A 14995-nucleotide genomic window follows, 5' to 3' on the forward strand; every position below is an offset into this window, starting at 1 on the left:
ATCCTTGGGGGATCATTCAGGAGCGCGGTTCGGGGGCCTCGTGGCCGATACTGGACCGGTTATGGAACTCATCCTTGCTGTAGTCATCGCTCTGGTCGTCGCGGTCGCCGTGACGAGCGGGCTCGTGATCAGCGGTCGCAAGAAGAAGCAGCTGCCGCCGGCCGAGCCGCCGTCCACCACGCCGACCATCACCGCTCCGCCTGCCGAGCCGCACGTCGGCGACGAGGCGGAGACGCTGCGGGAAGAACCGCGCCGTACCGTCGAGGAGGTCGAGCTCCCCACCGAGGCGGCCCCCGAGGCCCCGGTCACGGCCGAGGAGCCCGTCACCGAGGAGCCCGAGGCTCCCGTCGCTCCCGAGATCGAGGTCCCCGAGCCCACCGCCGGCCGTCTCGTACGGCTCCGGGCCCGGCTCGCCCGCTCCCAGAACTCGCTCGGCAAGGGGCTGCTCACGCTCCTGTCCCGCGAGCACCTCGACGAGGACACCTGGGAGGAGATCGAGGAGACCCTCCTCACGGCCGACGTCGGCGTCGCCCCCACCCAGGAGCTCGTCGACCGGCTGCGCGAGCGCGTCAAGGTGCTCGGCACCCGCACCCCCGACGAGCTGCGCGGCCTGCTCCGCGAGGAGCTCGTCGCCCTGCTCGGCGACTTCGACCGCTCGGTGAAGACCGAGAGCCCCGAGGACACCCCGGGCGTGGTCATGGTCGTCGGCGTCAACGGCACCGGCAAGACCACCACCACCGGCAAGCTGGCCCGCGTCCTCGTCGCCGACGGCAAGTCCGTCGTCCTCGGCGCCGCCGACACCTTCCGCGCCGCCGCCGCCGACCAGCTCCAGACCTGGGGCGAGCGCGTCGGCGCCCGCACCGTGCGCGGCCCCGAGGGCGGCGACCCGGCCTCGATCGCCTTCGACGCGGTCAAGGAGGGCATCGCCGAGAAGGCCGACGTCGTCCTCATCGACACCGCCGGCCGCCTCCACACCAAGACCGGCCTCATGGACGAGCTCGGCAAGGTCAAGCGCGTCGTCGAGAAGCACGGCCCGCTCGACGAGATCCTCCTCGTCCTCGACGCCACCACCGGCCAGAACGGCCTCATCCAGGCCCGCGTCTTCGCCGAGGTCGTCGACATCACCGGCATCGTGCTGACCAAGCTCGACGGCACCGCCAAGGGCGGCATCGTCGTCGCCGTCCAGCGCGAGCTGGGCGTCCCGGTCAAGCTGGTCGGCCTCGGCGAGGGCCCGGACGACCTGGCGCCCTTCGAGCCGGGCGCCTTCGTCGACGCCCTGATCGGCGACTGACACCTCGTACGGCACACGGAAGGGCCCTCGCCATCTGCGGCGAGGGCCCTTCCGCGTGCCGGGCTAGAAGTGCGTCCGGTGGCAGATGTACGCCAGCGTGCCGAGGAGCAGCCGGGCCTGCGGCGGCGCGCCCGCCGTGTCCAGGGTCGGGGGCCGCAGCCAGCGCACCGGCCCGAGCCCGCCCAGGTCCGAGGGGGGAGCGGTGATGTACGAGCCGGGGCCCAGACAGTGCAGGTCCAGATCGGCGTCGTCCCAGCCCATCCGGTACAGCAGCTGCGGCAGCTCGGCCGCCGCGCCCGGGGCCACGAAGAACCGCGCCCGGCTGGTCGGGGTCGCGCACACCGGGCCGAGCGGCAGCCCCATGCGCTCCAGGCGCACCAGCGCCCGCCGCCCCGCCGCCTCGGCGACCTCGATCACGTCGAAGGCCCGGCCGACCGGCAGGAGCATGGCCGCGCCCGGGTACTCGGACCAGGCCTTCACGGCGTCGTCGAGGCCGGCGCCCGCCGGGACCGGTTCCGCGAAGGGGAGGGGGTGCGCGCCGGGGGCCGCGCACGCCGGATCCCCGCAGGAGCACTGGCCGGAGACGGCCCGCGTGCCGGGGACGACGTCCCAGCCCCAAAGTCCCGTGTACTCGGCCACCGCTGTGCACTCCGTGGTGCGTACGCGGCGGCGTGCGCCGGACCGCATCTCACGAATGCCGCCGATCGTGAAACCCATGCCCCCTCCAACGGGTCGAGCGCGCCGGTGGTTACGACCCGGAGTACGGTCGTCACCCTTCGTCACGCTCTGGGCGCCGATGATGGCGCACTGTCGCGTGAGGGGTGGTGCGGACCTCGACACGCGCCTCTCCGTGCTTCCGTCCGCCGACTCCGGCTCGTCGCATGTCAAGTGAATCGCGTTCCACGCGTGGCGAGTTCCCCCGAAGGGGTGGCGAATGGTGGCGTTTCTTGAATCCCCCTCGTGGAGGGGTGATCGTAGGATTACTTTCGGTACTCGAACCCCAGGGGTTTCTCGCACGCGTGGGTATGCCGGAGGCAACCCGGTTTCCAGTTCGAAGGAGTACGAACGTCGGACGGATGCCGTGAGAGGCGGCATTCTGATAGGGGTTCGGACGACAAGTAGTTCAGGTGGATGGGGGCGTTCCAGTGAGCGGCAACGGCGCAGACGGTACGACTGCCGGCAAGCGCCCGAACGAGCAGCTGGGCTCGTGGTTCGTGCGCAGCGGCTGGTCGAAGGGCGAACTGGCACGCCAGGTGAACCGCAGGGCACGCCAGATGGGCGCGCACCACATCTCCACCGACACCTCGCGGGTGCGCCGCTGGCTCGACGGCGAGCAGCCCCGCGAGCCCATCCCGCGGATCCTCTCCGAGCTGTTCTCCGAGCGCTTCGGCTCGGTCGTCGCCATCGAGGACCTCGGACTGCGCACCGCCCACCAGTCGCCCTCCGTCTCCGGAGTGGACCTGCCCTGGGCCGGACCGCAGACCGTCGCCCTGCTCAGCGAGTTCTCCCGCAGCGACCTCATGCTGGCCCGCCGGGGCTTCCTCGGCTCCTCCCTCCAGCTCGCCGCGGGACCCGCGCTCATCGAACCGATGCAGCGCTGGCTCGTCCCCACCCCGGCCCCCGACATCGAGCGCCCCGAGTCCCTCGTCGACGCCCGCCGCCCCAACCGGCTCTCCGAGATCGAGCTCGACCTCCTGGAGTCCACCACCGCCATGTTCCGCAAGTGGGACGCCCAGTGCGGCGGCGGACTGCGCCGCAAGGCCGTCGTCGGCCAGCTCCACGAGGTCACCGACCTCCTCCAGGAGTCCCAGCCCGCCGCCACCGCCAAGCGCCTCTTCACCTGCGCCGCCGAACTCGCCGAACTCGCTGGCTGGATGAGCTACGACGTGGGCCTCCAGCCCACCGCCCAGAAGTACTTCGTGCTCGCCCTGCACGCCGCGAAGGAGGCCGGCGACAAGCCCCTCGGCTCGTACATCCTGTCCTCGATGAGCCGCCAGATGATCCACCTCGGCCGGCCCGACGACGCCCTCGAACTCATCCACCTCGCCCAGTACGGCAGTCGGGACTGCGCCACCGCCCGCACCCAGGCCATGCTGTATGCGATGGAGGCCCGCGCCTACGCCAACATGGGACAGCCCTCCAAGTGCAAGCGGGCCGTCCGGATGGCCGAGGACACCTTCGCCGACGCCGGCCTCGACGGCGAGCCCGAGCCCGACTGGATCGGCTTCTTCTCCGAGGCCGAGCTCAACGGCGAGAACTCCCACTCCTACCGCGACCTCGCCTACGTCGCCGGCCGCTCCCCGACGTACGCCTCGCTCGCCGAGCCCGTCATGGAGCGGGCCGTCGCGCTCTTCGAGAAGGACCCCGACCACCAGCGGTCGTACGCCCTCAACCTCATCGGCATGGCCACCGTCCACCTCCTCAAGCGCGAGCCCGAGCAGTCCGTCGTCCTCGCCGAGAAGGCCCTCGGGGTCGCCCGCAGCATCCGCTCCGAGCGGGTCAACACCCGGCTCCGCAAGACCGTCGACCACGCCGCCCGCAACTACAGCGACGTCGCCGAGGTCGTCCAGCTCACCGACCGGCTCACCCAGCTCCTGCCCGAGGCCGCCGAAGCGGTCTGACCCCTCCGGGCCCCGCCGCGGGGCCCGCACCGACCCCGGCCGCCCCGGCCGTCCCGTAAAGCCCGACTCGGCTCCCCCGCCGCAAGGTCACACGGACGCCCGGGGCGGTCGGCTTGTTCACCCGGACGCCGTCTCGTACCGACACGGCCGTTCACGGTCGCGTAACACGCCCCACCCCTTCGTCACTGCGCCGAAACAACGAGCGGCATCGGCGGAAACCGCGCTGCGCGAATCTCTGGCCCATAACCGGCCACTCCCTCTCGCGGCCGGACGCTCCCCGGCCCCGCCCCGCACAGGCCGCATTCGACGACGAGGAGACGCCGATGGCACCAGCCATCACGACCCTGGCCGCAGACGCCCCCGCGCTGTCCGCCGCCAACACCGGGTTCATGCTCATCTGCTCCGCCCTGGTCATGCTGATGACCCCGGCGCTCGCCTTCTTCTACGGAGGCATGGTCCGCGTCAAGTCCACCCTCAACATGCTGATGATGAGCTTCATCAGCCTCGGGATCGTCACGGTCCTCTGGGTGCTCTTCGGTTTCAGCCTCGCCTTCGGCACCGACTCCGGCTCCCTCATCGGCTGGTCCTCCGACTACGTCGGCCTCAGCGGCATCGGCATCACCGAACTCTGGGACGGCTACACCATCCCGGTGTACGTCTTCGCCGTCTTCCAGCTGATGTTCGCGATCATCACGCCCGCGCTCATCAGCGGCGCCCTCGCCGACCGCGTCAAGTTCACCGCCTGGGCCCTCTTCATCACCCTCTGGGTCACCCTCGTCTACTTCCCCGTCGCCCACTGGGTCTGGGGCACGGGCGGCTGGCTCTTCGACATGGGCGTCATCGACTTCGCCGGCGGCACCGCCGTCCACATCAACGCCGGTGCGGCGGCCCTCGGAGTCATCCTCGTCATCGGCAAGCGCGTCGGCTTCAAGAAGGACCCGATGCGCCCGCACAGCCTCCCGCTGGTCATGCTCGGCGCCGGTCTCCTCTGGTTCGGCTGGTTCGGCTTCAACGCCGGCTCCTGGCTCGGCAACGACGACGGCGTCGGCGCCGTGATGTTCGTCAACACCCAGGTCGCCACCGCCGCCGCCATGCTCGCCTGGCTCGCGTACGAGAAGATCCGCCACGGCTCCTTCACCACCCTCGGCGCCGCCTCCGGCGCGGTCGCCGGCCTCGTCGCCATCACCCCCTCCGGCGGCTCCTGCTCCCCGCTCGGCGCGATCGCCATCGGCGCCGTCGCCGGCCTGCTGTGCGCCATGGCCGTCGGCCTCAAGTACAGGTTCGGCTACGACGACTCCCTCGACGTCGTCGGCGTCCACCTCGTCGGCGGTGTCGTCGGCTCCCTCCTCGTCGGCCTCTTCGCCACCGGCGGCGTCCAGTCCGACGCCAAGGGCCTCTTCTACGGCGGCGGCCTGGAGCAGCTCGGCAAGCAGGCCGTCGGCGTCTTCTCCGTCCTCGCCTACTCCCTGCTCGTCTCCGCCGTCCTCGCCCTGATCATCGACAGGACGATGGGGATGCGGGTCAGCGAGGACGACGAGGTCTCCGGCATCGACCAGGTCGAGCACGCCGAGACCGCGTACGACTTCAGCGGAGCCGGCGGCGGCATCACGGGACGCGGCGCCTCCGCCGCCACGCCCGTCCTGAGCGAGAACAAGAAGGTGGACGCATGAAGCTCATCACCGCGGTCGTGAAGCCGCACCGGCTCGACGAGATCAAGGAGGCCCTCCAGGCCTTCGGGGTCCACGGCCTCACCGTCACCGAGGCCAGCGGATACGGACGCCAGCGCGGCCACACCGAGGTCTACCGGGGCGCCGAGTACACCGTCGACCTCGTCCCCAAGATCCGCATCGAGGTCCTCGCCGAGGACGAGGACGCCGAACAGCTCATCGACGTCGTCGTGAAGGCCGCCCGGACCGGCAAGATCGGAGACGGCAAGGTGTGGAGCGTCCCGGTCGAGACCGCCGTACGGGTCCGCACCGGCGAGCGCGGTCCGGACGCACTGTAAGCACACGAAGGAGCCGCCGGGTGACCAGCCTCGAAGTCAGCGAAGAGACCGAAGAACCGGGACCCGGCGGTTACGCGGCGGCCCGGCTGCTCCTCCTCCAGGAGAAGGAGCGGCCCGGGCCGCCGCGCCGTGCCGCCCTCGCCCGGCTCACCGACGACTGGCTGGCCGGCCTCTTCGCCGCCGCCGCGCCGCCCCGCGGGACCGCCCTCGTCGCCGTCGGCGGCTACGGGCGCGCCGAACTCTCCCCGCGCAGCGACCTCGACCTCCTCCTGCTCCACGACGGCACCGCCGACAAGGCCGCCGTCGCCGCCCTCGCCGACCGGATCTGGTACCCCGTCTGGGACCTCGGCCTCGCCCTCGACCACTCCGTCCGCACCCCCGCCGAAGCCCGCGCCACCGCCGCCGACGACCTCAAGGCCCACCTCGGCCTCCTCGACGCCCGGCCCCTCGCCGGAGACGCCGGACTCGTCGCCGCCCTGCGCACCACCGTCCTCGCCGACTGGCGCAACCAGGCCCCCCGGCGCCTCCCCGAACTCGACGCGCTCTGCCGGGAGCGCGCCGAACGCGCGGGGGAGCTGCAGTACCTCCTCGAACCCGACCTCAAGGAGGCCAGGGGCGGCCTCCGCGACGCCCAGGTCCTGCGCGCCGTCGCCGCCTCCTGGCTCGCCGACGCCCCCCGCGAAGGCCTCGACACCGCCCGCCGCCGCCTCCTCGACGCCCGCGACGCCCTCCACCTCGCCACCGGCCGCGCCACCGACCGGCTCGCCCTCCAGGAACAGGACGCCGTCGCCGCCGAACTCGGCCTCCTCGACGCCGACACCCTGCTCCGCGAGGTGTACGAGGCCGCCCGGACCATCTCGTACGCCACCGACGTCACCTGGCGCGAGGTCCACCGCGTCCTCAAGGCCCGCTCCGCCCGCCCCCGGCTCCGCGCCCTCCTGAGCCGCAACGGCGGCGCGAAGCCCCCCGTCGAGCGGACCCCGCTCGCCGAGGGCGTCGTCGAGATGGACGGCGAGGCCGTCCTCGCCCGCACCGCCCGGCCGGAACGCGACCCCGTCCTGCCCCTGCGGGCCGCCGCAGCGGCCGCCCAGTCCGCCCTGCCGATCTCCCCGCACGCCGTACGCCGCCTCGCGGCCGCCGCCAAGCCCCTGCCGACCCCCTGGCCCGCCGAGGCCCGCGAGGAACTCGTCACCCTCCTCGGCGCGGGCGAGGCCACCGTCCCCGTCTGGGAGGCCCTGGAGGCCGAAGGGCTCGTCACGCTCCTCCTCCCCGACTGGGAGCGCGTCCGCTGCCGGCCCCAGCGCAACCCCGTCCACACCTGGACCGTCGACCGGCACCTCGTCGAGACCGCCGTACGGGCCTCCTCGCTCACCCGCCGCGTCGGCCGCCCCGACCTCCTCCTCGTCGCCGCCCTCCTCCACGACATCGGCAAGGGCTGGCCCGGCGACCACTCCGTCGTCGGCGAGACCATCGCCCGCGACCTCGCCGCCCGCATCGGCTTCGACCGCACCGACACCGCCGTCATCGCCACCGTCGTCCGCCACCACCTGCTCCTCGTCGAGACCGCCACCCGGCGCGACCTCGACGACCCCGCCACCGTCCAGTCCGTCGCCTCCGCCGTCGGCACCCTCGGCACCCTGGAGCTCCTGCACGCCCTCACCGAGGCCGACGCCCTCGCCACCGGCCCCGCCGCCTGGTCCTCCTGGCGCGCCTCACTCGTCGCCGACCTGGTCAAACGGGTCGCCGGCGTCCTCGCGGGCGCCCCCCTGCCCGACCCCGAGGCCGCCGCGCCCAGCGCCGAACAGGAACGGCTCGCGATCGAGGCCCTGCGCACCGGCGAACCCGTCCTCGCCCTGCGCACCGAGCCCGTCGTCGCGGCACCCGAGGAACCCGAGCCCGTCGGCGTCGAGCTCCTCATCGCCCTGCCCGAGCAGCCCGGCGTCCTCCCCGCCGTCGCCGGCGTCCTCGCCCTCCACCGGCTCACCGTCCGCGCCGCCGATCTCCGCGCCGTCGAACTCCCCAGCGGCCTCGGCTCCGGCTCCGTCCTCGTCCTCGACTGGCGCGTCGCCGCCGAGTACGGATCCCTGCCCGAGGCCGCCCGGCTCCGTGCCGACCTCGTCCGCGCCCTGGACGGCTCCCTGGACATCCCCGCCCGCCTCGCCGAACGCGAGGCGGCCTACCCGCGCCGCCGGGGCCTCACCGCCCCGCCGCCCCGCGTCACCGTCGCCGCAGCCGACTCCCGCCTCGCCACCGTCATCGAGGTCCGCGCCCAGGACGCCCCCGGCCTCCTCCACCGCATCGGCCGCGCCCTGGAGGGAGCGGCCGTACGGGTGCGCAGCGCCCACGTCTCCACCCTGGGCGCCAACGCCGTCGACACCCTCTACGTGACCCGTCCGGACGGCTCCCTCCTCCCCGACGAGGAGGCGATCGACCTGGCCCGGGCCCTGGAGGAGGCGTTGCGATGATCACTGGAATCCAGGGGGATTCGGCGGGCGGGAGCACACACTTCGAGCGGCCCGATACCCTGGAGGGCAATCCGACCGCCCCCGACACCGAGGATCCGCGACCGCCGTGTTCGATACCCTCTCCGACCGCCTTGCAGCGACCTTCAAGAACCTCCGCGGCAAGGGCCGTCTGTCCGAGGCGGACATCGACGCCACCGCACGCGAGATCCGCATCGCGCTGCTCGAAGCGGATGTCGCCCTGCCGGTCGTCCGCGCCTTCATCAAGCAGGTCAAGGAGCGCTCGCTGGGCGCGGAGGTCTCCCAGGCCCTCAACCCCGCCCAGCAGGTCATCAAGATCGTCAACGACGAGCTGATCGCCATCCTGGGCGGCGAGACCCGCCGTCTGCGGTTCGCCAAGACCGCGCCGACCGTGATCATGCTCGCCGGTCTCCAGGGTGCCGGTAAGACCACCCTCGCCGGAAAGCTGGGCGTCTGGCTGAAGTCCCAGGGCCACTCCCCGCTGCTCGTCGCCTGTGACCTCCAGCGCCCCAACGCCGTCAACCAGCTCTCCGTCGTCGCCGACCGCGCGGGCGTGGCCTTCTACGGCCCGCAGCCGGGCAACGGCGTCGGTGACCCGGTCCAGGTCGCGAAGGACTCGATCGAGTACGCGCGGACCAAGCTGTACGACGTCGTCATCGTCGACACCGCCGGCCGCCTCGGCATCGACCAGGAGCTGATGCAGCAGGCCGCGGACATCCGCGACGCCGTCAGCCCCGACGAGGTCCTCTTCGTCGTCGACGCCATGATCGGTCAGGACGCGGTCAACACCGCCGAGGCCTTCCGCGACGGCGTCGGCTTCGACGGCGTCGTGCTCTCCAAGCTCGACGGCGACGCCCGCGGTGGTGCCGCGCTCTCCATCGCGCACGTCACCGGCAAGCAGATCATGTTCGCCTCCAACGGCGAGAAGCTGGACGACTTCGACGCGTTCCACCCGGACCGCATGGCGTCCCGCATCCTCGGCATGGGCGACATGCTCTCCCTCATCGAGAAGGCGCAGCAGACCTTCGACGAGGAAGAGGCCGCCAAGATGGCCTCGAAGCTCGCCTCGAAGAAGGGCGAGGGCTTCACGCTCGACGACTTCCTGGCGCAGATGGAGCAGGTCCGCAAGATGGGCTCCATCTCCAAGCTGCTCGGGATGCTGCCCGGCATGGGCCAGATGCGGGAGCAGATCGCCAACATCGACGAGCGCGAGGTCGACCGCGTCGGCGCCATCATCAAGTCGATGACCCCGGCCGAGCGCCAGGACCCGACCATCATCAACGGCTCCCGCCGCGCCCGTATCGCCAAGGGTTCCGGTGTCGAGGTCAGCGCGGTCAAGGGCCTGGTCGAGCGGTTCTTCGACGCCCGCAAGATGATGTCCCGCATGGCGCAGGGCGGCGGCATGCCGGGGATGCCGGGCATCCCGGGCATGGGCGGCGGCCCCGGCCGGCAGAAGAAGCAGGTCAAGCAGGCCAAGGGCAAGCGCAAGAGCGGCAACCCGATGAAGCGGAAGGCCGAGGAGCAGGCCGCGGCCGAGCGCCGCGAGCAGGCGCAGGCGGGCGGCGCCTTCGGTCTGCCGGCGGCGGGGCAGACCCCGAAGGACTTCGAGCTCCCGGAGGAGTTCAAGAAGTTCATGGGCTGATCGGGCTCGTGCGACTCATGTGAGGGGCCCCGGGCGGTGCGAGACCGCCCGGGGCCCCTTCGCCTTTCCGGCGGCGCCCGTAATGCCGGACCGATCCCGCTCTTCGATACTGGGGCCACTGCCGCCCCGAGGAGAGCCACGTGGCCAACCCCGTACCCCCGCGCGACCGGACCGACCAGCCCTGGCGCTCGGAAGGGGCTCCGCCGCCCCCGTCACCGAAGAAGAGGATGCCGGGCGGCTGGGGCGGCCTGATCCTCACCGCGCTCGTCGTGTACCTGATCGCCAACATCGTGCTGTCGTTCTTCAACGAGGGCGAGGGGCCGACGATCTCGTACACCGAGTTCGACAAGCAGGTCGCCGCCGGGAACGTCACCAAGATCTACTCCAAGGGCGACGCGATCCAGGGGCAGCTGAAGAACAAGCAGCCCGTCCCCGACGGCAAGGGCGACTACACCAAGTTCCGGACCCAGCGGCCCGCCTTCGCCGACGACGACCTGTGGGCGCAGCTGACCAAGCAGAACGTCACCGTCACCGCCCAGCCCGTCGTCCAGGAGCGCAGCTTCCTCGCCAACCTCCTGATCTCGCTGGCGCCGATGCTGCTGCTCATCGTGCTGTGGGTGTTCATCGCCCGCCGGATGAGCGCGGGCATGGGCGGCGCGGGCGGCATGCTCGGGCGCAAGCAGCCGCCGAAACCGGTCGAGCTGGAGGGCGGCAAGCGCACCACCTTCCAGGACGTCGCCGGCATCGACGAGGTCGAGGGCGAGCTGAACGACGTCGTCGACTTCCTGAAGAACCCGCAGGCCTACCGGGAGATGGGCGCCAAGATGCCCCGCGGCGTGCTCCTCGCGGGCCCGCCCGGCACCGGCAAGACCCTCCTCGCCCGGGCCGTCGCGGGGGAGGCGGGGGTGCCGTTCTTCTCGGCCTCCGCCTCCGAGTTCATCGAGATGATCGTCGGCGTCGGCGCCTCCCGGGTCCGCGAGCTGTTCGCCGAGGCCCGCAAGGTCGCCCCCGCGATCATCTTCATCGACGAGATCGACACCATCGGCCGGGCCCGGGGCGGCGGATCCGGGATGGGCGGGCACGACGAGCGCGAGCAGACCCTCAATCAGATCCTCACCGAGATGGACGGCTTCACCGGCTCCGAGGGCGTCATCGTCCTCGCCGCCACCAACCGCGCCGACGTCCTCGACCCGGCCCTCACCCGGCCGGGCCGCTTCGACCGGATCGTCCACGTCAACCCGCCCGACCGGGGCGGCCGCGAGGCCATCCTCAAGATCCACACCCGGGAGATCCCGCTCGCCCAGGACGTCGACCTGGAACACGTGGCCCGGACGACCCCCGGCATGACCGGCGCCGAACTCGCCAACCTCGCCAACGAGGCCGCCCTCCTCGCCGTCAAGCGCCAGCAGCGGGCCGTCACCCAGTCCGATCTGTCCGACGCCCTGGAGAAGGTCCAGCTCGGCGCCGAACGGCCGCTCGTGATGCCCCTGGAGGAGCGGCGCCGGACCGCGTACCACGAGAGCGGGCACGCCCTGCTCGGCATGCTCCAGCCCGGCGCCGACCCGGTCCGCAAGATCACCATCGTGCCGCGCGGCCGGGCCCTCGGCGTCACCCTCTCGACCCCCGACGCCGACAAGTACGCCTACACCGAGGACTACCTGCGCGGCCGGATCATCGGCGCCCTCGGCGGGATGGCCGCCGAACAGGTCGTCTTCGGCGTCATCACCACCGGCGCCGAGAGCGACCTGGAGCAGGTCACCAACATCGCCCGGGGCATGGCGGGCCGCTGGGGCATGAGCGAGCGCGTCGGCCGCCTCACCGCCATCCCGAGCGACGCCCAGCAGGCGTACGGGCTCTCGGCCGCCCCCGCGACCCTCGACACCGTCGACGAGGAGATGCGCCGCATCGTCGACGAGTGCTACGAGAGCGCGGTACGACAGCTCCGCGAACACCGCGACAAACTGGACGCCCTGGCCGAGGCCCTCCTCGCCAACGAGACCCTGGAAGAGGACGCGGCCTACCGCGCGGCGGGCATCCCGCGCCTACGGAAGGAGCCCGAGTCCTGAGGAGCTGAGCGACTCACCGCACCGGACGACTCACCGCGCCTGAGCGGGCGTCGCACCCGGGCGGGCGTCGCACCCGGGCGGGCGCCGTCCTGGAGGGGCGCCGCCCCGAGCGGGTGACCGTACCCGGCCAGGCCCCGTCCCGAGCAGATGGCCGCACCCGGCCAGGCCCCGTCCCGAAGGGGCCGCGGCGCCCGGCGGCTCATCGCACCCGGGCGGGACCCGCCCCGAGGGGACCCGGCCAGGCCTCGTCCCGAAGGGGCTGCGGCGCCCAGGCGGGCCCTTACCCGGCAGGCCCTTCCCGGGAGGGCTAGCGCACCCGGGCGACGACGTACCGGAAGACGTTCGGCATCCACACCGTCCCGTCCGGGCGGACGTACGGGGCGAGGGCCTCCTCGATCTCCTTCTCCACCTGGGAGGGGTCCGTCGCGCGGACCGCCTCGTCGAAGACGCCCGTGGAGAGCAGCCCGCGCACGGCGCTGGCCTCGTCCGCGTACCCGAAGGGGCAGGCCACCCGGCCCGAACCGGCCGGCCGCAGCCCCGCCGCGGCCACCAGCGCGTCCAGGTCGGGCCCCGGCGCGGGCCCGCGGTCCGCGAGCCGGGCGGCGATCCGGAGCACCGGTTCCGTGGCGCAGCGCTCCGGCGGCCCCCAGCCGGCGAGCACGACCGCCGTGCCCGGTTGGGCCGTACGGGTGAGCGTCCGGAGCTCGGGGAGGATCCCGTCCGTCGCGTGGAAGGCCGTGATCACGTCGTACGTGACGGACTCCGGCGGCTCCTCGGTGACCGCGACGCCCTCCGGCAGCCGCTCCCTGGCCAGCTCCACGCGCGCGTGGTCCCGGTCAGCGCCGGCCACCCGCGCGCCCCGCGCCGCCGCCATCAGGAGGGCCAGGCCCGAGCCGCAGCCCAGGCCGAGCAGCCGGGAACCCGCGCCCACGCCCAGGCGGTCGTACACCGCCTCGTACAGCGGGACCAGCATGCGTTCCTGGATCTCGGCCCAGTCACGCGCGGGGTGGTGCGGGACGAGCGTAGGTGTCATGGAAAAGCGCCCCAATCCGTGCTCGGACGACAGCCCCCCGTAGCCAGGGAACTGCGCATCCCGGGCCGCGTCCAGTGCTCGCGCCGGACCGATTCGCCCGGGGGAGGGGCGGTGCGCCGCCTTGCGCGCGGACCCGGTAATGTCCTCGCAACGATCCCCGGGCCGCTCCGGCCGCCTCGGGGGCGCGCGCACCGCGGCCACGCGCCGGGGCGTATGCGCCACTACACCCCGGCTTGACGCCCCCTGCGTGGCTTTCTCCGCAGATCGGGGCTCTGGCCCGCGTCGGGACACATCAAGGGCAACTGACTGGTACGTGCAAATTATTTGGGATGCCCCGGAATGGAACCCGGGGGCACTCCGGCTCGTTGTACGCGACGTGAGCACGACACCCCCTGTTCTCGCCGCAGAGCTGGCACAGGCGTGGGCCGACATTCAGCGGCACCACCCCGAGCTGCCCGATCTTGCCGCGCCCGAGTCCCTGATCGGAGAGTCCTCGTCCGCCTGTGGCGCCGAGCTCTCCTTCGAACGACTGCTCCACGAGGCAGTCCACGGCATCGCAGCCGCCCGAGGTGTCCGCGACACCTCCCGCGCCGGCCGCTATCACAACCGCAGATTCCTCGCGATCGCCGAGGAGATGGGCCTCGACCATCCCGAGGAGCCGCACGCCAGCAGCGGCTTCTCCCTGGTCACGCTCAACCCCGAGGCCAGGCGCCGCTACCGGCCCACCATCGAGCGGCTCCAGCGCGCCCTCAAGGCGCACACGGTCGCCACGGCCGCCGACACCAAGCGCTCCTTCCGCGGACCGGCCGCCCGGCACGGCTCCTCGGGCGGCGGCGTCCGCGTCAAGGCCGTCTGCGACTGCGGGCGCAACGTGCGCGTGGTCCCGTCGGTGCTCGCCCAGGCCCCGATCGTCTGCGGCGGCTGCGGCAAGCCCTTCCGCATCCCCGAGGCAGTGGGCGCCGCCCACTGAGTCGGCGGCGTGTGGCACAATGGCTAGCTGTACTCGACAGTCGCATAGGACCCCTCTCTCCTCCGGCTGACGCGTCCATCGGGCATCCGAGTACCGCAACCCCACGTGGCATCTCAAGTGCCCAACCACGTCAAGACCAGGAGACACCACTCCAGTGGCAGTCAAGATCAAGCTCAAGCGCCTCGGTAAGATCCGCCAGCCGCACTACCGCATCGTCGTCGCCGACTCGCGCACCCGTCGTGACGGTCGCGCGATCGAGGAGATCGGCCTCTACCACCCGACGTACAACCCGTCGCGTATCGAGGTCGACTCCGAGCGTGCGCAGTACTGGCTGTCTGTCGGCGCCCAGCCGACCGAGCCGGTTCTCGCCATCCTGAAGCTCACCGGCGACTGGCAGAAGCACAAGGGTCTGCCGGCCCCCGAGAAGGCTCTGCTCGTCCCCGCCACCAAGGAAGCCAAGCGCGCCTCGTTCGACGAGTTCGCGAAGGCCCTCGAGGGCGGCGACGACAAGGGTGAGGCCATCACCCCGAAGGCCAAGAAGGCCGACAAGAAGGCGGACGAGGCCGAGGCCGCGTCCACCGAGTCGACCGAGGCCTGATCATGCTCGAGGAGGCTCTCGAGCACCTCGTGAAGGGCATCGTCGACAACCCCGACGAGGTGCAGGTCGCCTCGCGCAACCTGCGCCGGGGCCGCGTGCTGGAGGTCCGGGTCCACCCCGACGACCTCGGCAAGGTGATCGGCCGCAACGGCCGCACCGCGCGTGCGCTGCGCACCGTCGTGGGTGCCATCGGCGGCCGGGGGATCCGCGTCGACCTCGTCGACGTGGACCAGGTCCGCTGAGCAGGTCGGCAGCATCACCTTAGTTGTGCCGGCACGGGCCGGGG

Annotated in this window: 12 protein-coding genes; 10 read left to right on the forward strand and 2 right to left on the reverse strand. The window is 72.4% G+C overall.

The genetic code is table 11. The features are described from left to right. Window positions 1–61: 61 nt before the first annotated feature. Window positions 62–1291 (forward strand): signal recognition particle-docking protein FtsY, encoded by a 1230-nt coding sequence (gene ftsY, locus ACFYUS_RS04620; protein ID WP_388845700.1) that lies wholly within the window; start codon window positions 62–64, stop codon window positions 1289–1291. Window positions 1292–1354: 63 nt separating this feature from the next. On the opposite strand, the gene ACFYUS_RS04625 is transcribed toward ftsY, so the two are convergent. Further along, window positions 1355–2008, reverse strand: coding sequence for a bifunctional DNA primase/polymerase (locus tag ACFYUS_RS04625; RefSeq protein ID WP_388845703.1), 654 nt, complete (start codon window positions 2006–2008; stop codon window positions 1355–1357). Between the two features lie 428 nt (window positions 2009–2436). On the opposite strand from ACFYUS_RS04625, the gene ACFYUS_RS04630 reads away from it, so the two are divergent. The 6 genes from ACFYUS_RS04630 to ftsH all read left to right on the forward strand — a co-directional run bounded on the left by ACFYUS_RS04630 (window position 2437) and on the right by ftsH (window position 12108). Continuing rightward, on the forward strand, window positions 2437–3912 hold the full coding sequence (locus ACFYUS_RS04630; protein WP_388845706.1) for a hypothetical protein: 1476 nt from the start codon (window positions 2437–2439) through the stop codon (window positions 3910–3912). A 323-nt stretch (window positions 3913–4235) separates the two neighbouring features. After that, window positions 4236–5582: an ammonium transporter gene (locus ACFYUS_RS04635; RefSeq protein WP_388845709.1), complete on the forward strand. Its 1347-nt coding sequence runs from the start codon at window positions 4236–4238 to the stop codon at window positions 5580–5582. After that, window positions 5579–5917, forward strand: coding sequence for a P-II family nitrogen regulator (locus tag ACFYUS_RS04640; RefSeq protein ID WP_089098508.1), 339 nt, complete (start codon window positions 5579–5581; stop codon window positions 5915–5917). Before ACFYUS_RS04635 ends, ACFYUS_RS04640 begins: the two co-directional genes overlap by 4 nt. Window positions 5918–5937: 20 nt before the next feature. Beyond that, window positions 5938–8382: a [protein-PII] uridylyltransferase gene (locus tag ACFYUS_RS04645; RefSeq protein ID WP_388845712.1), complete on the forward strand. Its 2445-nt coding sequence runs from the start codon at window positions 5938–5940 to the stop codon at window positions 8380–8382. 106 nt (window positions 8383–8488) lie between these two features. Beyond that, window positions 8489–10042 carry a signal recognition particle protein gene (gene ffh, locus ACFYUS_RS04650; protein WP_388845715.1) on the forward strand — a complete coding sequence of 518 codons (1554 nt, stop codon included), beginning with the start codon at window positions 8489–8491 and terminating at the stop codon, window positions 10040–10042. A gap of 140 nt (window positions 10043–10182) precedes the next feature. After that, window positions 10183–12108 carry an ATP-dependent zinc metalloprotease FtsH gene (gene ftsH / locus ACFYUS_RS04655; protein WP_388845718.1) on the forward strand — a complete coding sequence of 642 codons (1926 nt, stop codon included), beginning with the start codon at window positions 10183–10185 and terminating at the stop codon, window positions 12106–12108. Between the two features lie 307 nt (window positions 12109–12415). Here the strand turns inward: ftsH and ACFYUS_RS04660 are convergent, their stop codons facing one another. Next, window positions 12416–13141: a methyltransferase domain-containing protein gene (locus ACFYUS_RS04660; RefSeq protein WP_388845721.1), complete on the reverse strand. Its 726-nt coding sequence runs from the start codon at window positions 13139–13141 to the stop codon at window positions 12416–12418. Between the two features lie 376 nt (window positions 13142–13517). Here ACFYUS_RS04660 and ACFYUS_RS04665 point away from each other — a divergent pair, with 376 nt between their 5' ends. From ACFYUS_RS04665 to ACFYUS_RS04675, 3 genes are all read left to right on the forward strand, one after another. Then, complete coding sequence (locus ACFYUS_RS04665; RefSeq protein ID WP_388845724.1) at window positions 13518–14111, forward strand: hypothetical protein; 594 nt, start codon at window positions 13518–13520, stop codon at window positions 14109–14111. Window positions 14112–14265: 154 nt separating this feature from the next. After that, window positions 14266–14709 carry a 30S ribosomal protein S16 gene (gene rpsP, locus ACFYUS_RS04670; RefSeq protein WP_030325634.1) on the forward strand — a complete coding sequence of 148 codons (444 nt, stop codon included), beginning with the start codon at window positions 14266–14268 and terminating at the stop codon, window positions 14707–14709. A gap of 2 nt (window positions 14710–14711) precedes the next feature. Further along, complete coding sequence (locus ACFYUS_RS04675) at window positions 14712–14951, forward strand: RNA-binding protein (protein WP_020868149.1); 240 nt, start codon at window positions 14712–14714, stop codon at window positions 14949–14951. The last annotated feature ends 44 nt before the right edge of the window (window positions 14952–14995 follow it).

It is taken from the genome of Streptomyces sp. NPDC004284, from assembly GCF_042874035.1.
Classification (GTDB): Bacteria; Actinomycetota; Actinomycetes; order Streptomycetales; family Streptomycetaceae; genus Streptomyces.

Bases quoted from the DNA above. Each gene is read 5' to 3' on its own strand.
- ftsY (WP_388845700.1), top strand. From the start codon at position 62: ATGGAACTCATCCTTGCTGTAGTCATCGCTCTGGTCGTCGCGGTCGCC.
- ACFYUS_RS04625 (WP_388845703.1), bottom strand. From the start codon at position 2,008: ATGGGTTTCACGATCGGCGGCATTCGTGAGATGCGGTCCGGCGCACGC.
- ACFYUS_RS04675 (WP_020868149.1), top strand. From the start codon at position 14,712: ATGCTCGAGGAGGCTCTCGAGCACCTCGTGAAGGGCATCGTCGACAAC.
- ACFYUS_RS04640 (WP_089098508.1), top strand. From the start codon at position 5,579: ATGAAGCTCATCACCGCGGTCGTGAAGCCGCACCGGCTCGACGAGATC.
- ACFYUS_RS04635 (WP_388845709.1), top strand. From the start codon at position 4,236: ATGGCACCAGCCATCACGACCCTGGCCGCAGACGCCCCCGCGCTGTCC.
- ACFYUS_RS04660 (WP_388845721.1), bottom strand. From the start codon at position 13,141: ATGACACCTACGCTCGTCCCGCACCACCCCGCGCGTGACTGGGCCGAG.